The 20,558-nt window shown below is 46.6% G+C and carries 15 protein-coding genes; 4 read left to right on the top strand and 11 right to left on the bottom strand.

The features are described 5' to 3' along the window. Positions 1-82 precede the first annotated feature (82 nt). Positions 83-796 (top strand): DUF4197 domain-containing protein, encoded by a 714-nt coding sequence (locus LDX50_RS16840; RefSeq protein ID WP_225698476.1) that lies wholly within the window; start codon positions 83-85, stop codon positions 794-796. Here the strand turns inward: LDX50_RS16840 and LDX50_RS16835 are convergent. Beyond that, positions 793-4,986, bottom strand: coding sequence for a S8 family serine peptidase (locus LDX50_RS16835; protein WP_225698475.1), 4,194 nt, complete (start codon positions 4,984-4,986; stop codon positions 793-795). The two genes, LDX50_RS16840 and LDX50_RS16835, sit on opposite strands and share 4 nt — an antisense overlap. Positions 4,987-5,073: 87 nt before the next feature. On the opposite strand from LDX50_RS16835, the gene paaN reads away from it, so the two are divergent. Next, on the top strand, positions 5,074-6,741 hold the full coding sequence (gene paaN, locus LDX50_RS16830; RefSeq protein ID WP_225698474.1) for a phenylacetic acid degradation protein PaaN: 1,668 nt from the start codon (positions 5,074-5,076) through the stop codon (positions 6,739-6,741). On the opposite strand, the gene LDX50_RS16825 is transcribed toward paaN, so the two are convergent. From LDX50_RS16825 to LDX50_RS16805, 5 genes are all read right to left on the bottom strand, one after another. Further along, positions 6,738-7,493: a sulfite exporter TauE/SafE family protein gene (locus LDX50_RS16825; protein WP_225698473.1), complete on the bottom strand. Its 756-nt coding sequence runs from the start codon at positions 7,491-7,493 to the stop codon at positions 6,738-6,740. The genes paaN and LDX50_RS16825 overlap by 4 nt on opposite strands. A 172-nt stretch (positions 7,494-7,665) precedes the next feature. Continuing rightward, positions 7,666-8,460 (bottom strand): SDR family oxidoreductase, encoded by a 795-nt coding sequence (locus LDX50_RS16820; RefSeq protein WP_225698472.1) that lies wholly within the window; start codon positions 8,458-8,460, stop codon positions 7,666-7,668. Continuing rightward, positions 8,453-8,959: a dihydrofolate reductase gene (locus LDX50_RS16815; RefSeq protein ID WP_225698471.1), complete on the bottom strand. Its 507-nt coding sequence runs from the start codon at positions 8,957-8,959 to the stop codon at positions 8,453-8,455. Before LDX50_RS16815 ends, LDX50_RS16820 begins: the two co-directional genes overlap by 8 nt. Next, positions 8,956-9,891, bottom strand: coding sequence for a methionyl-tRNA formyltransferase (fmt, locus tag LDX50_RS16810; RefSeq protein ID WP_225698470.1), 936 nt, complete (start codon positions 9,889-9,891; stop codon positions 8,956-8,958). Before fmt ends, LDX50_RS16815 begins: the two co-directional genes overlap by 4 nt. Before the next feature lie 27 nt (positions 9,892-9,918). After that, positions 9,919-11,151, bottom strand: coding sequence for an exo-beta-N-acetylmuramidase NamZ family protein (locus LDX50_RS16805; protein ID WP_225698469.1), 1,233 nt, complete (start codon positions 11,149-11,151; stop codon positions 9,919-9,921). A gap of 49 nt (positions 11,152-11,200) precedes the next feature. Between LDX50_RS16805 and LDX50_RS16800 the strand changes: the two genes are divergently transcribed. Beyond that, complete coding sequence (locus tag LDX50_RS16800; RefSeq protein WP_225698468.1) at positions 11,201-12,376, top strand: ABC transporter permease; 1,176 nt, start codon at positions 11,201-11,203, stop codon at positions 12,374-12,376. On the opposite strand, the gene LDX50_RS16795 is transcribed toward LDX50_RS16800, so the two are convergent. Together LDX50_RS16795 and LDX50_RS16790 are read right to left on the bottom strand one after the other, a co-directional pair. Further along, positions 12,373-13,560 (bottom strand): phosphoglycerate kinase, encoded by a 1,188-nt coding sequence (locus LDX50_RS16795; protein WP_225698467.1) that lies wholly within the window; start codon positions 13,558-13,560, stop codon positions 12,373-12,375. The genes LDX50_RS16800 and LDX50_RS16795 overlap by 4 nt on opposite strands. Positions 13,561-13,654: 94 nt before the next feature. Next, complete coding sequence (locus LDX50_RS16790; RefSeq protein ID WP_225698466.1) at positions 13,655-14,614, bottom strand: L-threonylcarbamoyladenylate synthase; 960 nt, start codon at positions 14,612-14,614, stop codon at positions 13,655-13,657. 131 nt (positions 14,615-14,745) lie between these two features. Between LDX50_RS16790 and LDX50_RS16785 the strand changes: the two genes are divergently transcribed. Continuing rightward, complete coding sequence (locus LDX50_RS16785) at positions 14,746-14,907, top strand: hypothetical protein (protein WP_225698465.1); 162 nt, start codon at positions 14,746-14,748, stop codon at positions 14,905-14,907. Here the strand turns inward: LDX50_RS16785 and LDX50_RS16780 are convergent. From LDX50_RS16780 to LDX50_RS16770, 3 genes are read right to left on the bottom strand one after another with little or no spacing between them, the layout of a single operon-like run. Next, on the bottom strand, positions 14,890-15,453 hold the full coding sequence (locus tag LDX50_RS16780) for an NUDIX hydrolase (protein ID WP_225698464.1): 564 nt from the start codon (positions 15,451-15,453) through the stop codon (positions 14,890-14,892). The genes LDX50_RS16785 and LDX50_RS16780 overlap by 18 nt on opposite strands. Continuing rightward, positions 15,446-15,802: a carboxypeptidase regulatory-like domain-containing protein gene (locus LDX50_RS16775; RefSeq protein ID WP_225698463.1), complete on the bottom strand. Its 357-nt coding sequence runs from the start codon at positions 15,800-15,802 to the stop codon at positions 15,446-15,448. Before LDX50_RS16775 ends, LDX50_RS16780 begins: the two co-directional genes overlap by 8 nt. Positions 15,803-15,861: 59 nt before the next feature. Then, positions 15,862-20,322 carry a PKD domain-containing protein gene (locus tag LDX50_RS16770; protein WP_225698462.1) on the bottom strand — a complete coding sequence of 1,487 codons (4,461 nt, stop codon included), beginning with the start codon at positions 20,320-20,322 and terminating at the stop codon, positions 15,862-15,864. Between the last annotated feature and the right edge of the window lie 236 nt (positions 20,323-20,558).

Raw genomic sequence — 20,558 nt, 5'->3', positions numbered from 1 at the left:
TCAATACTTTAACAAATATCCATGATTGCCCATTAATTTTGGTCTGGAATTTGATATTTACACAACAATCAACAATACAAACATGAAGAATTACCTGCTGTTATTCATATTTTTTACGGTCTCCTGTACTTCCGCACAGATTAATCAAACCCTTGGTGATATCAACAATACCATTAGCGGGGGCGGTATTACCGAAAGTGATGTGGCTATGGGCCTCAAGGAAGCACTTATCAAAGGAGTTCAGGAAAGCGGTGAAATGGCAGGTGTTCCGGACGGCTTTCTAAAGCGTCCTGAAATCAAAATACCGTTTCCTGAAGACGTACAGAAAGTTGAAATACGACTTAGACAAATCGGTCTGGGCGGTGAGGTCGACAGATTTGTGGAATCGATGAATCATGGTGCTGAGGATGCAGCCGCACTGGCTGTGCCGATTTTCGAAAGGGCTGTAAGGGAAATGACCGTTCAGGATGCCTGGGGAATCCTCAAAGGGAATGATGACGCCGCAACAATCTATCTTCGTGAAAAGACGTCTGATCAGCTTTATGTTGCCTTCAAGCCGGTAGTAGAGAGCTCTCTTGAAAAGGTAAATGCTACAAGGTATTACGGGGACATCATTAATACCTACAATAAAATTCCGCTCGTTCAAAAAGTAGATCCCGACCTGAATTCATACGTTACCCGGAAGGCAATGGACGGACTGTTCTACCTGATTGCCCAGGAGGAGAAGAAGATCCGTGAAGACCCGCTGGAGCGTACTTCTGATTTACTGAAGAAGGTATTCAGAATGCAGGATTAACGGGTGATCATTACCTTTTTATAGAAATTCCCAAGATCGGTTTGTATCATGAAAATGTAAACCCCTGCCGGGATTGCTTCAACTGATAAACGGGAATCAGGATTTAACCACGTTCTGATTACTTTGCCGTGGAGATCAAGCATATTGATTTGCCGTAAAGCCGGCAGACTGATATTGAGATACCGGCTTGCAGGATTTGGGAAAACAGCGCCTTCAATCTCCTGAAAATCATCCAGGCCGGTGATGTTAACTACTTCCAGCGCCTGACTGTAAATGTCTGTACAACCAAGATCATTTGAAACCACAAGTTCGATCAGATAGCTGCCGGGATTAGTGAAGGTGTAGCGAAGCTCATTTTCCATGCTTTCCTCGACTCCGTTGATAAACCAGGTAGCCGTATTTGCTGTGTTCTCCGGTACCAGTACCAGTGGCGTGCCAAACGCCATATTGAAAGGCGCGGGTGGCAGTTCAAAGAATGCATTCGCCTGTGAAATTTCTATGGTTGCTGTCGCAGCGTCGCTTTCCAGAAGTCCTGAGGCATCCCTGACGAGGAATACGGTATCAGATAAAATGTTGCTGATATTGAACGAGTTGCCTTTATGCAGAAGGATATTATCGGTGGTGTAGAAATGATAGAACGAATTCCCCGGAGTCAGCAAATAATCACTTCCGGCACAAATGACATCCGACGAGGGAATGGGACCTGGAGATGAAGTCGGGTTAAAGAATTGCTCAGCACGACCCGTACAGCCGTCAATATTTGATACTTCGTGGATGATTGTGAAATTAGAGTTACCCTGATAATTATAGCTCACCTGCGGTCCAAAGCCTATCCATTCTTCAGGGGCACCGTCGGGGCGGACGTACCAATTGATATTTGGACTTTGGGAGCTGCTGGTAAAATGCAGCAGCGAAATGGTGGCCAGGTTCGTACTGTCCTGTGACCACTGAAATTGAGTGGTCAAATCAGATTTGTCAAATTCAATACGTGCCGGCAGACTCTCCAGTCCGCCCGGAGCAGTTTGCGTAAGGAAAAGAACAGAGTCATTATCGATATTGACAAATGAGAAACTATCCGATTCCCCTAACAATCCGGTCATACCTTCATCTTTGTAGAGACGGTATATAAAATTATTCAGCGCTGGGATCTCCAAAGAAAGATCGCTGCAACCATTCACATAGGCTTCCTGTGGCCTCGGCGTACGGACGATTACCGGCAGGGTTCGCGTAATTTGCTCTTTGCAACCGATAGCATTGGTTGTTTCCAGGGTGATATTCATGATCCCCTCCGTTGTAAAATGAATTGCAGGGGAAGATTTTACCGAAGAAAACCCGTTGGAAAAGGTCCAATTCCATGATGTTGCGCGGTTGCTGATATCTGTAAACTGAACCAGTGTTCTGTTATTCTCGTCGAGAATGACAGTGTCAGGATCCATGGTAAAATTCGTATTCATCAAACTCTTACGAATCGGAATGCGGAAGATGTCACTCTCAATGTTGTTCACGACCGATGTGGCAAATATGGCGTTCAGTGTATCGAGTCCGGGTGAGGAAATTTCGGTGCCGGTACTTATCAGTTGGGTGGCTTCCGGGTCTTTGTAGAAATTAAAAACATCACCCGGCGGATTGACCAAAGGTACATCTCCCGGACAGTATTCGGCCGTGTAGAGAATAGGCGGACTGTTTCGGAACGACTCATATTGATCTCTCGCCTGACGAATATTACTGATCAGTTGATCCAGGGTGGTGGCTGCTGATATTGCAATGGCAATGTTTTCACCAGATTTAGCATTAAGAACTGATAAACGGGAGATAAGCATTGATGCTACGTCGTTGCCACCGCCCTGAACTCCGGATTCCTGTTTGGGATCAGGATCATACAGCAGATTTATCTTTACTTCATCGGTGATTGTTCCGGGTAAATCTGAAATATTGCCATTGGCATTCCGCTTATCAATGGCATGGTGATATCCGCCCGGACCCCGGATCAGGGCAATTCCACTGAATAGATTTCCTTCGTTGTTCTCAGTAACGCTGATATTCAGACTGTCGATCCAGCTGGTTTTATTCAGTGAAGCATCAGTCAGTTCAAAGTCCGCGAAAAGTCCGACAGCCACATCTTCAAGATTAGTGGTCCCGGTATTCGTAACCCTGTATTCCAGGACAACGGCATCACCATCCGACCAGCTCATCATTTCCTGTTCCACTTCGATATTCAATTGACTCGCTGCGTTATCTGACCTGAATGTACTCACGGCATAAGTGTCGGCGATGGAATTTTGCCGAAGTTTGATTGGAATATTATTGCTGAAATCATAATCACGAAATGGAAGAATCAGATTGCCAGGCAGGTTGTCAGCAACAATTCCGTCGGAGGAGATCAGCAGGGCGATATTCTGCAGAATCGTTTCATTTTTAAAAGTAATTCCTTCGCCATTAAAGAAAAGATCAGCCGCATAGCCCAGATTTCCATTTCCGGCAATTGAAACTGCCAGGTCACCGCTTTGAACGTTGACCCAGTCGGGAGATGTATGGATAGTAAAGTGCTCAAAATCTGAATATGTCCCATCCTTATATTCCAGGGTCAAATGAATCGATTCATCTGCCGGTGTGTTTTCGGCCAGAACAACAATAAACTCCTTTTGAGGAGACTTTGCTTCAAGTGTATTGATCACCCCGAAATTCATAGTATTTTCTACGATTGTCACATATTGAGACGTGGATTTTAAAGTGACTCCAAGATTATTGGTTCGATAAAGGTAATTGGTCAATTCAGGTTTGATCCGAACACTATCCCCGTAGAACACGGTTGGTCCGGCACCATTATTCACATTCAGATTTGAAATTCTAACGGCGGGGGAGGTGATATTTGCCAGTGCCGCAAACATATTAAGTCTGCCTTTTCCAAGAAATTGCGAGTATGGCTGATTCCCGGGAAGGTCATCAATGGGATCCGTATTGACGCGAACCCTTTCCATTGCCTGCAGTGCGTTTAGCTGCGGAAATCGGGCTCTTACCAGTGCCACCGCACCGGCCACCTGGGGTGCTGAAAGAGAGGTTCCCTGTTTCCGGATGTATGAGTTTCCGCCGTCGGTGGTGAGGATAGACAAGCCAGGAGCCGTGAGATCAATATTTCGACTGTAAGTACTCCAGGATGTTTTTTTATCTGTAAAATCTGTGGAGGCCACCGATAATACGTGCCTGAAAGAGGCGGGATAAAAATCGCGCAGTCCGTCTGTATTTCCTGACGCTGCCACGATGGCGACATCCTTCACCAGCACGGCATAGTCTATTACATCCTGCCCGAATTGCGAGAAGGACCCTTCAGAACCCCAGGAGAGGTTGATCACGTCACATCCCAGGTCTGCAGCAAGCGCAATAGCCTCATATCCCTTGCTGAAATTGTTGCTGTTGCTTTTGAATATTTTCAAAGGCATAATTTTAGTGTAGTAACCTGTGCCGGATATGCCGGTATTATTGTTGGTACTTGCGCTGCTCACTCCGCTTACCCATGTTCCATGCGGATCCGTATCATCCGAAGGATTGTTGTCATCATCCGAAATATCCCAACCCCTCCGGTTATCTACCAGGCCGTCTCCGTCGTCGTCGATACCGTTTACAGGATCATCATGATTGATGGCGATATTATCCACCAGGTCTGGATGGTCAAGACTTATTCCGCTGTCCAGAATTCCGATCACCAGGGTGCTGTCCCCTTTTTCGAGCGCCCACGCGTCGCGGGCCCGGATCACATCGATATGTTCCTGGTCGGCCGTAAGCGGATCGTTGGGTGTATGCAGTGGCTCGAACAGATAGTATGGCTCGGCATACAGGATATCCTTGCGGCCATTCAACTCCTCCATGACCTCTTTGAGATCATTGGGATCATTCAGTTCGATAAAATAAATATCCGAAAGCGGATGCTGTGCACTTTTCGCTGCTGCAGATGATTTGATCCAGGGCAATGCAGGGTTTATCTCCCTTACTTTTTCAGCGCTGATTACCCTTCCCCCGGATGATTTTGATTTAGATGTGAGTATGCCGGGATCTACTCCCGGGGTAGTACGAATTACGATTCGACCTGGAAGTGTTTCTGCTTTCTCCTGCGCCATCGACTGCATACCCAAACCAAAGGTAAGGGTGATGATCAGGAGTAGTCTCCAGGGAATACGATTCACTATGTTGAGCATAGGATAAGTCAAAGCAGAGAGACAAATTTAATTATTTATAACAGAACCTGTATCTTCGCTAACAGCGATTTAAAACGTTTTCGAAACATGAATTTATACGATAAACATCAGGAATTACTCGAAAAAGCCATCAAGGCCTTACATGAACGAGTTTTTTATGCAGCTTTTCCCGAATACCCAGGATCATCGGTCTATGGTGAAGAGGCAGATAAAAAAGGCCGTGGAGATTTCAAGGCGCATCTGAACACCAATTTTGAAGAGATGCACACAGATGAACCTGAAAGCTGGGTCTCCGATGAGGTTTCCCCCTACCTTCAGGAGCCGTTGAATATTAAATATCCGGCATTGAGTGTTGATACGCTGATTTCGAATGCCAAAAAGGCGAGGGAGTCTTGGAGAAAAGTAATTCCCGAAGATCGTGCCGGTGTTCTCATCGAATCATTGTTCGGGATGCAAAATCGTTTTTTCGAGATTGCCTATGCAACCATGCATACTACCGGGCAGGGGTACATGATGGCTTTTCAGGCCTCAGGTCCGCATGCCGCCGACCGTGCACTGGAGGCGGTTGCAGCAGGTTTCGAAGAACTTAAGCGTTTTCCGGCGCAAACACGCTGGGACAAGCCGATGGGAAAATACAATCTGGTCATTGATAAAACATGGCATGCTGTTCCCAAGGGAATTGGTCTGGTGGTTGGATGTTCAACCTTCCCAACCTGGAATTCCGTTCCGGGCTTGTATGCTTCCCTGATCACAGGGAATCCGGTGATTGTAAAGCCACATCCTGGCGCAGTCCTTCCCATTGCAATCGTTGTTTCGGAAATTCGTGACGCACTGAGGGAAAATGGAATGGATCCTGATATCTGTCAGCTCGCACCGGACACCTTTGATCACCTGATCACAAAGGACCTGGCAGAAAACCCGGCGGTAAAACTGATTGATTATACAGGAGGCTCTGTTTTTGGAAATTACCTGGAGGAACTTCGAAGTAAAACTGTATTTACTGAAAAGACAGGTGTAAATTCTGTGATCCTTCATTCCGCTCAAAATATTGATAAAGTGGCGGCTAACCTTGCCTTCAGTATTTGCCTTTACTCAGGCCAGATGTGTACAGCCCCCCAGAATTTCTATATTCCTGATTCAGGGATCTCAACCCCGGAAGGACAGGTTTCGTTTGATGACTTTGCTGCCAAATTAATCGAGCAGATCAACGGCCTGGTGGATAATCCGAAAGCCGGACCTTTTGTACTGGGCGCGATTCAGAACGCGCGGACCTGTGATCGGGTAAATGGCATTTCAAAGCTTGGCGGTAAGGTGTTGCTTGAATCACGTGAAATTGAAAATCCGATGTTTCCCAAGGCACGTACGGCAACCCCTGCAGTTGTAGTTGTTGAGGCTTCAGATAAGGACAAATATTCTGAAGAACTCTTTGGTCCGATCGCGCTGCTCATCCGTACAGGAAGTATCGAGGAGTCTGTGGCGCTGGCTCGTGAAATGGCCGAAAACCACGGCGCGATCAGCTGCGGTGCATATACCACAGACCCGGATGTGCGGGAAATGATTGCCGAGGAAATGTCCCTGGCCGCAACGCCGGTTTCATTTAACCTGGTAGGGGGCATCTACATGAATCAGAATGCGAGCTTCAGCGACTTCCATGTAACAGGAGGGAACCCTTCGGGAAATGCCTCATTTACCAATCCTGAATATGTGATCAAGCGGTTTACCTGGGTAGGTCATCGTGAACCCGCAACGGTCTAGGTGTCGTAAAACCAAAGTTTGATTGCCAGCACAATTACCATCACGACAAGGAGGCGTTTGATCCAGACGTCTCCCTTGTCGACAGACCATCGGCTGGCAATCCAGCCACCAATAGATGATCCGGCTGCCAGGACAATGGCGTAACCCCAATGAATGATTCCGGCAATGATGAATACAACGAGGGAGGAAAGGGTATAGATTAGAACAATAAGAACCTTGGCGCTATTCGTTTTTACGAGACTGAAATGGTTGATTCCTACCAGGGCTGCCATGATCAGAAATCCAGCTCCTGCCTGGAGAAACCCCCCGTAAATACCGATAAAAAAGAAGGTGACGTATCCGGCGACTTTATGTTTCAAACCCATTCTTTCAGCTAAACCGTCCTGTCCGCTTTTCTTCTGAAAGATGATCGTTAAAACCACCATCACCATGATGAGCGCAATGATTTTATTGAAAATATCCTCCGGTATATCCATGGATATCCGTGCACCGAGATATGCACCTATTGCCCCGGATATTCCCAGATACAGGGAGTAAGGCCAGGCTGATACGCCCTTTGAACGAAATCCAAGTACTCCGAAAATACTATTTGTAATTACCCCAAGCCGGTTGGTGGCATTGGCTGTGGCGGGGGGTAAGCCCATGAAAATCAGCAGCGGTAACGTGAGCAGAGAGCCACCGCCTGCAACGACATTGATGAATCCTGCAATAATACCGGCGATGAAAAGATAGAATAGATGTAGAATTTCCATGCCCCGCTAGTTTAACAGGTTTTTTTAATTTATCAATGAGAATTTATGATTGGAACTGTTCGTCCCTTTGAAAAATGTTGTGAACCCCCACCATGAAATTCTGACCGGCCGGTTACACTGCCGAAGCATTAACGGAGGTGCGAGGGCTGGTCATCGGGATAACTTTTATGCCTCAGCGAACTTTGGCCCCTGGTAAAATCCTCGCAAAAATGCCAGGAAAGAATCGCTTGAGATATAACGCATAAACTTCCTTTCCCCCGATATAGACCTCATTTTTTCGTTTTTTGATGGCTTGCCTGATTTTGTGTGCGCATCGTTCGGGCGACATGCCTTTGGCCTGCGCATCATCCATTTGATTAAGAGGCTGCCCGTCGGCCGTAAGTGCATTAACGGATACATTGGTACGAATGAACCCGGGGCAAACAATGGTGAAGTGAATGTTGGAATCATGCAGTTCGGCACGGGCAGAATCATAAAAACCATGAAGTGCATGCTTGGAAGCGGCATAACCCGAACGGTACGGGCTCCCAAATTTGCCAACCAGGCTGCTTATGACAGCTACATGTCCTTTGCCGCGACCCATGAAATGGGGAAGCAGTGCTTTTGTGAGCGCAATATTTCCCAGGTAATTCACCTTCATCAACCGGTCATAAACGGAAATGTCGGTTTCCAGAGTGAGGGACCTCTGGCTGATTCCGGCATTGTTGATGAGTAAGTCGATGTGTCCAAATTGCTGAATAGCCATTTCACAGGCAGCAGGTAAAGAATCAGTATCCTCCAGGTCGGCAACAACAACAGCGGTCTTTCCCGGATAGGTTAGGGAAGCCTGATCAGAAATGGCTTCCAGTTTATCCTTGCTGCGTGCGGAAAGGATTACACTGTAGCCATCTTTCAGGTATTCATCCACGAGTGCCTCTCCGATACCGGAAGAGGCGCCTGTTATCCATACTACTTTCTGATCAGCCATTAATCCGTTGATAGATCACAAAATCAAAAGCATGTTTATGCCGGTCGTCTGCAGGATGATGAATGCGTGAAACTTCCCCCCAGTTGGAGAAGTCAACTTCAGGGAAGAAAGCGTCCCCATCAAACGACTCGTCAATTTCTGTAATGTACAATAAATCGGCATGCGGAAGCCCGAGAGAATAAATTTCCCCGCCGCCAATGATAAATACCTCTTCCTGTTGTGCTTCTTTTGCCAAATCCAGGGCTTCATTCATGGAATGGACAATTACGGCCCCGGGTGCTTCATATTCGCTCTGACGGGTAATGATGACATTCGTGCGATTGGGCAATGGGCGGTACTTTTCAGGGATGGATTCATAGTTCTTTCGTCCCATGATCACATAGTGGCCGGTAGTGGTTTTCATAAAGTAGGACATGTCATCTGGAAGATGCCATATCAGGTCATTATCCTTTCCGATGACCCTGTTTTTTCCCACTGCGACGATCATTGATATTTTCATTGGTTTACTGGTTTTTCCGGAATCCTGTTTCCCAGCAGAAACTCTCCGATTTGCATGCGTTTTTTTCCCTGCCATTGTAATTCATCGATGGCGATCGAACCGTCGGCTGTATGAATATGCCAGAATGATTTCTGATCTGTTGAAATTGTTCCGGGCATTCCTTTTCTTTCTCCGGAAATGTGCGCCTTTAGAATTTTCACAATTTGGTCATCGATAGATAACCAGGCTGAAGGAAACGGAGACAATCCACGAATGAAGTTATAGACCTTTTCCGATGGCTGATTAAAATTTATCTGACAGTCTTCACGAAAGATCTTCGGTGCGGCATGAAGGGGTTGATTTTCTGCCTGCGGCATGCTTGGATAACTGCCTGATTCTATTGCCTGTGTAGTTTTCAGGACCAGGTTGGCTCCTTTCGTCATCAGCCGTTCATATAAGCTGCCCACGTTATCCTCGCGTCTGATCTCCTCCTTTTCCTGAAAAATAATTTCTCCTGTATCGATCTCGTGTTTCAGAAAAAATGTGGTAACACCCGTTTCCTTTTCACCATTGATGATGGCCCAGTGTATTGGTGCTGCACCGCGGTAATCGGGCAGGAGTGAGGCATGTAAATTGAATGTTCCGAGCGCAGGCATATTCCAGACGACTTCCGGAAGCATCCTGAATGCCACGACAATCTGAAGATTCACATTCAAAGATTTCAGCTCATTTAAAAAGGCCGGATCTTTCAGATTTACAGGTTGAAGTACACGGAGTCCAACAGATTCGGCATACATTTTTACAGGTGAGGGGGCCAGCTTTCTTCCACGACCCTGGGGTTTATCCGGCGCAGTGATTACGCCGGCAATGGTGAAGCCGTTTTCTACCAGGATCTGAAGGGAGGGTACAGCAAAATCCGGTGTTCCCATGAAAACAATGCGCAGATCATTCATGCAGCAAAGCTACGTTTTTCGAAATTATTACGGGTACAGCAGATAACCTTTCCTGAGACTTTTAAAGGCATCCAGATCAGGCTGCCACGATTCACGGATTTCCGCTTCCGGCATCCCGTTTATTATTTGCTTCCGTAAGGCCGCGGTACCGGCAAGCTTTTCAAAGTAGTTATTGAAGAATTTATCCTTTTCGGGAAAGCGGTTATAATAATCAATGAGATATGATAGGTCAAAGCCTTCGATCGCATTCCGGCTCGTAAATAGTGTGCCGTAGCACTTTTCATTTTCAAAGGGGGGATACTTTGCCATGCCTTCAATTGAGACCGGGGTGAACGAATGCTCCAACGAAGTAAGAAGCGGATGCCCGATCTGCTGAAAGGCAAGTGTCGTACCGCGGCCCACCGAAATCACTGTGCCCTCAAAAAGACATAGTGAAGGATAGAGCTGAATGGAAAGATCATTCGGAAGGTTGGGGGAAGGTTTCACGGGAAGCGAATAGGACAAGTCATGTTGATAATTTTTCATAGGAACTACCGTAAGCTCACATTCGATGCCGCCAGACAACCAGCCCTCTTTGTTGATCATACCTGCGAGCTCGCCCACCGTCATGCCGTGCAACACAGGGATCGGCGTAAGGCCCACGAAAGACATGAATTCCTTTTCCATGACCGGTCCGTCCACAAACCGGCCATTGGGATTTGGCCTGTCCAATACCATCATTTCCTTGTCCATTTCCCCGCATGCTTCCATCACATACTGCATACTGGAGACATAGGTATAGAAACGAACGCCTACATCCTGGATATCAAAAAGAACCAGGTCAACATCCTTCATCTGTTCAGCTGAAGGCTTTTTATTAGATCCATACAGGGAAATAATCGGCAGGCCCGTACTCTTGTCCTTACCGTCTGAAATTGATTCACCCGCGTCTGCCGTACCTCGAAAGCCATGTTCGGGTGCGAAAACCTTTACAATATTAATATTCCTGGACAGGAGTGTGTCGACCAGGTGTACATCATTCAGAAGTGATGTGTGATTTACCAGAAGCGCAACCCGTTTTCCTTCCAGTAAAGGAAGATAAACATCCATGCGCGCAGCTCCCAGGGTCAATTCTGCAGGTACTTCCGCAGTTGCATTGGCGGGTGTTTCAGCAGATTGCGTCCGGGCACATGAAAAATTCAAAAGGAAAATAGCGAGAAAGATCGTAAGCCGGTTCACCAGATTTATGTTTATTTGTGACTTACGATCAAAAGTACGCATATTCTTGAACCTTCCTTATTTCATATCTAAAAGAATTACCGGCAACGAGATGGGTGGTTTTTCGGCCACAATCTACCGTATTGCCATTGCCAGTATCGGTGTCGGACTGGCTGTGATGATCATTTCTTTTCTGATTATGATTGGATTCCAGGAAACGGTCACCAACAAGATCTATAACTTCAGTGCGCACATGATCGTCACCAAGTATACCAGTAATGATACATTTGAAGAGGCACCGCTATCATTGAATAATGATTTGTATCAGAATTATGCGTCATATGATTTTATTGATCATGTACAGGAATATAGCCACAAGGCTGGCCTGATCAAGACTGAAAATGAAGTGCTGGGCATTATTTTCAAGGGCGTAAGTACCCGATTTGATACCGTGCGGTTTGAACCATCATTGGTGGAAGGTCGATTCATTAATTTTGATGACCCTTCGTATAGCAAGGAAGTACTGCTTAGTAAGGAAATTGCAAATAAGCTCAACCTGAAGCTCAATGAGGATGTAATTGTTCATTTTTTTCAGAATCCGCCACGGGTGAGACGTCTTAAGATCGTAGGTATTTATGAGACGAACCTCTCTGAGTATTATGATAACAAGTTTATTATCGGGGATATCCGGCTGATTCAGCGTCTTAATAACTGGGCTGACAGCGTCGCCGGCGGAATGGAAATCTTTGTTAAGGATACCCGTAATATGGATGAGGCTGAAGCCCGCGTCCTTCGCCTGATGAATTACGACATGGCTGTTCAGAAGGTGAGCGACAAATATATTCAGGTATTCGACTGGCTGCACCTCATCAGCAGGCAGGTAAATATTTTTCTTACCATCATTTTACTGGTGGTGTGCGTTAATATGATTTCGATAATTCTTATCCTGATCATGGAGCGGACCCAGATGATTGGTTTGCTGAAAGCATTTGGATCAACCAACAGGATGGTTCGACGCATTTTCTCCTATCACGGCATTGGTATCATTGCCCGGGGACTTCTCCTTGGTAACGTGCTTGGACTGGGCCTCTGTCTTATTCAGTATTTCTTCAAGATAATACCATTAAATCCAAAGGACTACTACATGAGCTTTGTGCCGATCGGTTGGAACTGGGAGATAGTCGTTTTCCTGAATGTTTTAACGCTGGTTGTTGTAGCCCTGATCATACTTATTCCCACACTCGCCATCAGCCGGGTGGAACCCATCAAGAGTATACGGTTCGATTAATCTTCTAGTGCAGCCACACCCGGCAACACTTTGCCTTCCATGTATTCCAGAAGTGCGCCGCCGCCCGTAGAAACGTACGAAACATCATCTCCGTAGCCCAGGTTGTTCACTGCGGCTGCGGAATCGCCACCGCCAATTAAACTGAAACCACCATTTTTCGTTGCTTTCACAACGGCTTCAGCAATGGCCTCCGTACCTGCGGCGAATTTGCTCATTTCAAAAACACCCATCGGACCGTTCCATAGAATTGTTTTGCTTGAAGTGATAATCCTGGAAAATACCTCGCGTGCCTGAGGTCCGATATCCAGTCCCATCCAGCCATCGGGAATGGCGGTATTAACGGATACCTGAGTGTTGGCGTCATTGCTGAAGGCATCAGCTATTACTGAATCCATTGGCAATTCAAGGTTCACACCTTTTTCCTTAGCCTTTTTGATGAGTTCACGCGCCAGGTCAACCTTGTCTTCTTCAACCAGGGAATTGCCTATCTGGCCACCCAGTGCCTTGAAAAAGGTATAGGACATTCCACCTCCGATAATGAGGTTATCTACCTTATCGAGCAACCGTTCAATGATCAGAATCTTATCGGAGATTTTTGCTCCCCCCATGATCGCGGTGTAGGGTCTTTCCACATTGTCAAGAACCTTCTTAGCATTTTCGATTTCAGCCAGCATGACATATCCGCAGACCTTGGTATCGAAAAACTGCGCTACAATACTCGTACTGGCATGGGCTCGGTGCGCAGTTCCGAAGGCGTCGTTCACATAGATATCACCGTGATGGGATAGCTTGCGCGCGAATTCTTCATCCCCTGCGGTTTCTTCTTTATAAAACCGAAGATTCTCAAGCAAAAGGATTTCTCCGGGCTCCAGGGAGGACGACATTGCCTCAGCCTTGTCGCCAATACAATCATCGGCAAATTTAACCTGCTGGTTAAAGCGTTCACTAAGATCCGGTATCAGATGGCGAAGTGAAAATTCATCTTCCGGTCCGGACTTAGGACGGCCTAAATGCGACATTAACACTACAGAACCACCATCGTTGAGGATCTTTTCAATAGTAGGTACAGCAGCCCTGATGCGGGTGTCATCCGTAATTTCAAACTTATCGTTCAGGGGAACATTAAAATCAACCCGAATTAATGCCCGTTTATTTTTAAAGTTAATGTCGTCTATAGATCTCATAGCAATTATTTTGAAGTCCTAAATATACGAATGACGCGTGAACTATGCGCATTTTGAATTTGCTAAGTTGATACGGGAAAGGGAATGTTCCGGATTAGTCCTGCGAATCTGAGGCTGCACGTCGCAGCCTGTCATTGATCGCACGTCCCAGGCCTTCATCCGGTACGAGCTCCGCAATAATTTGTGCTACATTCAGGGCATCCAGTTCGCGCATATATTTGAATAGGTTTTTTGCCGCGGTCTTCATATTTCCATCGGGCGCAAGTATTCGTTGGTTTTCAATAGGTACTGAACCAATTGAATCACAAAAAAGGAGATAACCGTTATTGCCGTCTGTCACATTATCTTTAACGGCCGATTCGAGTCTGAATGGTTTTGCCGGAGCATAGTGGCTTTTCAACATTCCGGGCGCTTTTGGATTTGAGCTTGAATGGGGCATGATTTCCAAATGTCCGGTCAACTTTTCAATTTCATCAACACTCAGGCCGCCGAGCCGATAGATCGTAGGCTGATTCGCTGGAAATCCGACAATAGTTGATTCAAGACCAACCCGTGCCGCACCTCCGTCGAGGATGTAGTCAATCTTATCCCCCAGCTGATCATTAACATGCTGTGCAGTAGTAGGTGAAATGTAGCCGAAGGGGTTTGCACTGGGGGCTACCAGAGGAAAGGGCAGGGCTGTGAGCAACTCGAGTGTGAGTTTATTGTCCGGAACGCGAATGGCAACATCGGGCATTCCGGATGTGACAATATCTGGTATTTCAGGATTTTTAGGCAGTAACAGGGTTAAAGGACCCGGCCAGAAATGACTTGCAAGAAGTTCTGCTTTTTCAGGGAATTCAGTAGAATATCGCCTGGCCTCCTGAACATTGGAGACATGCACGATCAACGGATCAAATGAAGGACGGTTCTTTACTTCAAAGATTCTCGCAACTGCTTCGGGATTCAGGGCATTGCCCGCCAGACCGTACACCGTTTCTGTAGGAATTGCCACCAATCCTCCCTCTGAGAGAATTTTGCATGCATATTTAATATCGGTTCCAGTGATTGCCATGCGTGTAAAGCGCTAATTTGGGGATTTTTATTCAATTTATGGTCTTCCTGCGGATCTCAATCCCTCCTTATTTGGCCGGTATGATTATTCGGTTAATTTTACAGCTATCAATCATTTAAACCGCCTCAACCATGAGTAGTAAATCAAGAAATGTATTAAAGGCACTGGCCGTAATATTGGTTATCCTGGCAGTGGTCATGCAACTTGAAATAATCATTATCCCTGCCCTGATTGCTTATAAATTCTGGTTGGCGATCATCGGATTTGCATTATTACTATTCGCTTCCCGGTGAAGTGAGGGTCTTGTCGGCCATCCTGCGAATGGACGGCTCGTCTCCCGCATATTCGTCCAGCTCATCGAGTGAAATCCAGCGAACCGCATTGGATTCTACGGAGATTTGAATGGAATCGGTGGTGCTGGCAGTGAACTTAAACCGAACATCATAATGAAAGTGGGCAGGGTCTGACTTTCTTGCAGGTATCAGGTGTACATCGATGTCGAAAATGTCGCCATCACTATCCAGGTTTTCAAGTCCGGTTTCCTCCCTTGCTTCCTGTTTTGAAACATCAAAAATATCCGGGTTTCCGTCAGCATGACCGCCCGGTTGCAGCCATCGATTGAGTTTTTTGTGATGAACAAGTAGGCATTTGGTTCCCTCAGGATTAATGATCCATGCAGAACCGGTTACATGCCCTTCAAGCACAGATCTGTCAAAGCAATTGGGCTCGCGTTGCAAAAAGGCAACCATTGATTCCTGATGTGCTTTCTCCTGTTCATCCCAGGGTTGATAGGATGCGATAGCCTGCAGAAGGTTTTCTCTTCCCCTGAGGTTATTCAATGATGATGGTAATTTTATTCAATTTCTTTTCTTCCAGCTTGTCGGTCATAACGCCTGCCCCGATATTGTTTTTGTCTCCTTTTTCTGCATTTACGTAATAAATGCGTGCTTCGAGGTCTTTAATTTTCACCTGCCCCTTATCATCTGTATAGTAGACTTCCGTGGCCGGGTTGGTCTCATTACGATAGTCTTCTTCAGAAACATATAGCCGGACAGCCGCTTTTTCAACAGGGTTGCCAAGTTCATTCAATACTGTAATTCGGATGGAGGTATTGAAGACCTGCGCGTCTGCTGAGGCGAACGATAGGAGGAACAGGAAAAATGCGGCAAGAAAGTAGTTCTTTTTCATAGTTATGTTGTCTTAATACAAAGGTATCAATTGTCCGTTATTAGCAAAGTATGAATTGTCTACCGGATGAGCAAAATAGCGCCCCGTTCTTCCTGCAGTCCGCGTCCGTCTTCATAAATGGATTTGTAGATAACACGGTATGCATAGGTTCCTCCGGGAACCGGTTTGCCAGGATTATTGTCGTATCCGCCATTCCATTCAAAATTAAGATCAGATGACTGAGCGATCATTTCTCCCCACCGGTTAAAAATAAATACCTGAAAATCATCTTCTGAAACCAGGAACGGATATACCCTCCATACCTGGTTGTCCTGAATATTGCTGTTGGGTCTGAAGGCATCCGGTGCACTGATTCGGGCCTTGCAATCGATGAGCACGTTAATAGTGGCGCGCGTTACACAACCGAAGGCATTGGTAATCTCAATCTGAATCGGACCTTCCTTATATACGGTTAACACATCGCCATCAAGGCTGTAATCCGGTCCAGTGCCGATGATTGGATTACCCTCTTCATCGAAATACTCAAGAGAGAAGTATACGGCATTCCCGGGATCAATTATGGCAGATCGGTTTTCTTCAACCGGATCATCCGGACAAATTGAGTAACTTCTTTCTATGGATGCAGGCAGCGGATCGGAGTTAGCGAAAGTAACCTGAACGGTTGCCGTTTCGGGGCAAAGTGCTCCTGACTGATCAACGGTTTCAAGAATCCAGTCGCCCTGTGCAAAAACCCGGAGTTCGCCATTGATTATTTCATAGTTTCCGGGCGCCGGATCCAGTACGCGGATGCCCGGGGCATTGGTGGTTATTGGTATTTGTGCTTCGTTCACATCACAGGCAACAACTTCTTCAGGAACCTCAAGTGTAGCCAGAGGAGGTGTTCCTATTACGATATTCTCAATTGTGTTGGTACAGCCGTCACCGCTCAATTCGGTAACCTCCATGTTATAGACGCCGGCAAGCAATCCGGTCGCATTGATGGTTTGAAGCCCATCAGCGTTATCGTAAGTACCGGTAATGATGCCGTTGTTGGAACCCTCGAGTCGCAGGATATAGTCAACAGGATAGCCTATGGTATACCCGGCATCCGGAATCAATGCGACAGAAACTTCGCCGTCATCCTCGCTGCAGGAAGCGTCTGTAGGGGTAGCATTCAATGTAAATCGCACACCCTGATCGGTTAGGACTGCAGAAGTGGCCGACTGGCACCCGGTAATGGTGTTGATCACATACACATTGTATGTTCCCGCAGGTAGGTTGTTAACTGTTTGATTGACAGGACCGGGAATAGTGTCACTTACGAACGCTATAGGGCCTGAAAGCTCAAATGCATAGGAGCCGGTTAATTCAGGAATCGAAACGGTGAACTGACCGTTGCTGTTTCCGCAGGATGAAGGATCGATGATATTGGTGATGTTTACCACCGGTTCGCCGAAAATTTCAAATGTAGCAAAAGCTGGCAGCGGCATGCTTTCAACGATCTGACAATCGGGAATGACGTCTACCCGTACAGAATAAATCCCGGGTGTCATGGAGGAGAACTCAAATGTCTCACCAGTCCCTGAGGAAACCAGTACACTGTCGGAATCATAGACGTTCCAGCGGTAGGTTTCAAGGCTTTGGGTGTTAATTACATTAAACTCAAGTGTCTCACCGATACATCCTGAGAAAACTTCCGCACTGATTTCCTGTGGAGAAGTGACGTACTGACTGGCAAAATTGGGTAATCCCAGCAGACTGCGGGTAAAACCTCCGTCAACAAGATTTTCACCAAGGCCGAATCCGTCGAGTAAATAACCTGCATCCTGAATTGGTACAGTGGTCATGTCTGCATTGGGATTTGTAATGGTCGCCAGGTTTACAGACCCTTCACGTGCGATATAAATCTGACCGTCCGGGCCCAGTTGCATAGCACCCAGATCAATGGCCGCTTCATTGGCCACCAGGTTTCGCGAATTGCGGATGAATGACGGATCCGTTTCATTGCCTGCAACCGTTGTTGTATCAATTTGCCAGCGATACACCTTGCTGGGACCGTTTGAACCCGGGGTTCGAATGGTTGCAAAGACTTTTCTGTAATCGGAGCTGAATTCCACACCGTAAACCTGACCGGTTTCATTACCAAAATCAAGCCTTAACGGATTGCTGATTTCGCCGGTGGCATTGTCAAAATCAAACAGTTCAACATAATTCTCTGAATTGGACTGCGAAACACCCACGGCCAGCTTACCGGTAGGCGCAAGTTTCATGTAGCCCTGGGCAGTATTGCTGGAAGCCGAATTATGGACGGAACCTACGTTACTCACCACTGCGGCTCCGATGCCTTCCGCATTCACAGGGTATGCACGGAAATTACTGTTCCCCCATTCGTGCACAACCACCCAGTTCTGATTACCGGTGATTCTTTCTGTATTCGGACTGTAAAGTTTGGTAATAATGACATCATCGTTGGTGTCCCTTACAAGATCGCCCAGACCGTCGCGCTGCTTCAGGTCGAAAACGGTATAATTGAGCTCATAAGAACTGTTTCCGCTAGGATCATAAACCTCGCGTGCCAGGAAAATATAGAACAGAGTTGCATCATTGGGGAAATCAACGATAAAAACAGATTGTGTCGCATTTTTACTGCCACCGATATCCGTTGCTACCAATTGTCCAAGCCTGTCGTAGAGATCAACCCCATCGCTGTAAAAAAGAGGTATTCCATTATCATCGCAGAAAATCGCACATCCTTCAGGGGCAATCATTTGGTTGCCGCCGAAAAGATCATTTGGATCACCAAAAGGAATAGGCCGCGCAGGGCCGGGATTATTCACATCGACAATCGGATTAAAGTCGATACCGCCGTGCTCACCAAAATACCAGATGAAAGCGCGTTGCTGGATCGCACGGTATTCCACAACCCGCAGCGATTGATAGGCAACGCATCCGGTGGTGGGATCAGTTGCCGTGACATAATAATTTCCGGCAGAATCGATGGTAGTCGTTGCATCGTCAATGAGTTGGTTGGACCACCTAAAAGTAGGCTGCGGTCCTTGTCCGCCCCCTGCTGACTGTGCCTCTGCGGTATACTCGACAGCGAAATCCTCAGCACAAACGGTGTCTGACTGTGGGAATCCGCTGATCTGAAGATCAAACTGTGTAATATTCGCCGGCTGTGAGAAGATAGTGGAATCGCCATTCAGGTAAACCATTAAGGAAACCGTGTAGGAACCGCCCTGTTCATACGTATGAAAAGGTGCAAGATCCCTTGAACCCGAACCATCGCCAAAATCCCATCGCACACTGTCGGCCCCCGGCTCGATTGTTGGAAAGAACAAGGATGGAACGCTGGCACAGGTGCCGGCAATTTCAATTGTTGCGGTGATCATTGGATCGAAAGGAGGCAGGAATGCCGGAAACTGTCTTCCCTGGTAGTTGATATTGCCACCAAATGCGTTTGGAGTATATCGAACCTGGGCCGCTATGGTATCCGGATCATTGATCCGGCCTACGCGAAGAGAACCGTTTGTGTGCTGATATAGATGATAAATAGAACTGTCGGGCGCCATTTGCAATCCGTAGCTGCGCAGCATATTCTGTGTGGGCACCGGGCGAAGCGTAAGCGGTGAATCCGTAAAATCCACCTGCATTAATACATCGGTGGCGCCGGAGAAGTTGCCGGAAAGGAAAAGATATCTTCCTGTATTCGACCATTCGGTATCATAGATATTATATACTTGTGTAGACCCACTGGTGCCTGGTATCGTGGTTGCAGCCCCACCAAATGCCCCTGTACCTGTATTGAAAGCTACAATGGCAGCGTTCTCTGCACCGGTTCTTGGGGCTATGGCCAGTTGCCCGGTTTCGGCATTATATGAGAAGTTATCGACCACGGTGGGAGCATTCACAATAAATGTTGGGGGTAGTGCAGCTGTACCTGTGGCACTGATGTCGATCGCATTGTAACTGGTGCTGGCTGTTTGATGGGCGATCAGCCAAAAGCCATCCCGACTGTTTTTAGGAAGAATGATCATGCCCGGATCATAAGTTCCAGGCAGACCGTTGACAGGTTGATTTTTTAAGGTAACGTCACCCCGCGGTATGGCATTGGCATTGGCGGCGTTCAGGGTCATATCAACGGTAGTTACCCGTATGGATCCATTATTGGTGAAAATGAAATACTGATTTGAATTATTGGGGTTGGCACATATCGCCACTCCCTGATTTACCCCGGCAGAGCCCGAAAGTCCGGTGCCGTTGGGCATGATATTATTATCACGATCGTAAACATTGATTCCGTCAGTATAAAAAAGAATAACGCCTGAAACCGGGTCTGTCGCCACAGCGCTCATGCCTGTGCCCAGATTCCGGGGAATCGTTACTGCTTCTGCAGCATATCCCGGGCGGATAAAGCGGAAACCATTGCCACTATTGCCAAAATACCAATAGATAGTAGATTGCGTTTGTGCAAATGATGAAGCTGTTACAAACAACAATAAAAAGCCAAGAATAAATTGTCTGAAAAAATCTTTGCTCATGAACCCTCGGGATATATGTTTATAACTATGTTGAGCCGCAAAAATTGTGCGAGATCTGTCAATCTTGTTTAATTATGCGAGCGTTGATTATACAAATAAGCGTTTTAGTACGTTATTCAGTTCAATATCTGTTGTATTTTCTTCTATAAGGTTACGGAAAATATAGTAACCGGAGAATGAAGTGTAAGTTTTGACTGGTAAACGACGGTGTTTTACAGCAGACTTTTGTTATTTTT

Source organism: Fulvivirga sedimenti, assembly GCF_020328055.1.
The sequence above is the reverse complement of the archived record's forward strand: the minus strand, read 5'-3'. Positions and strand labels throughout refer to the sequence as shown.

Excerpts from the sequence above, each read along its gene's own strand:
- LDX50_RS16815 (WP_225698471.1), bottom strand. The coding sequence starts at position 8,959 with ATGAAAATATCAATGATCGTCGCAGTGGGAAAAAACAGGGTCATCGGA.
- fmt (WP_225698470.1), bottom strand. The coding sequence starts at position 9,891 with ATGAATGATCTGCGCATTGTTTTCATGGGAACACCGGATTTTGCTGTA.
- LDX50_RS16805 (WP_225698469.1), bottom strand. The coding sequence starts at position 11,151 with ATGCGTACTTTTGATCGTAAGTCACAAATAAACATAAATCTGGTGAAC.
- paaN (WP_225698474.1), top strand. The coding sequence starts at position 5,074 with ATGAATTTATACGATAAACATCAGGAATTACTCGAAAAAGCCATCAAG.
- LDX50_RS16785 (WP_225698465.1), top strand. The coding sequence starts at position 14,746 with ATGAGTAGTAAATCAAGAAATGTATTAAAGGCACTGGCCGTAATATTG.
- LDX50_RS16820 (WP_225698472.1), bottom strand. The coding sequence starts at position 8,460 with ATGGCTGATCAGAAAGTAGTATGGATAACAGGCGCCTCTTCCGGTATC.
- LDX50_RS16795 (WP_225698467.1), bottom strand. The coding sequence starts at position 13,560 with ATGAGATCTATAGACGACATTAACTTTAAAAATAAACGGGCATTAATT.
- LDX50_RS16835 (WP_225698475.1), bottom strand. The coding sequence starts at position 4,986 with ATGCTCAACATAGTGAATCGTATTCCCTGGAGACTACTCCTGATCATC.
- LDX50_RS16775 (WP_225698463.1), bottom strand. The coding sequence starts at position 15,802 with ATGAAAAAGAACTACTTTCTTGCCGCATTTTTCCTGTTCCTCCTATCG.
- LDX50_RS16800 (WP_225698468.1), top strand. The coding sequence starts at position 11,201 with ATGGGTGGTTTTTCGGCCACAATCTACCGTATTGCCATTGCCAGTATC.
- LDX50_RS16790 (WP_225698466.1), bottom strand. The coding sequence starts at position 14,614 with ATGGCAATCACTGGAACCGATATTAAATATGCATGCAAAATTCTCTCA.
- LDX50_RS16770 (WP_225698462.1), bottom strand. The coding sequence starts at position 20,322 with ATGAGCAAAGATTTTTTCAGACAATTTATTCTTGGCTTTTTATTGTTG.
- LDX50_RS16840 (WP_225698476.1), top strand. The coding sequence starts at position 83 with ATGAAGAATTACCTGCTGTTATTCATATTTTTTACGGTCTCCTGTACT.
- LDX50_RS16825 (WP_225698473.1), bottom strand. The coding sequence starts at position 7,493 with ATGGAAATTCTACATCTATTCTATCTTTTCATCGCCGGTATTATTGCA.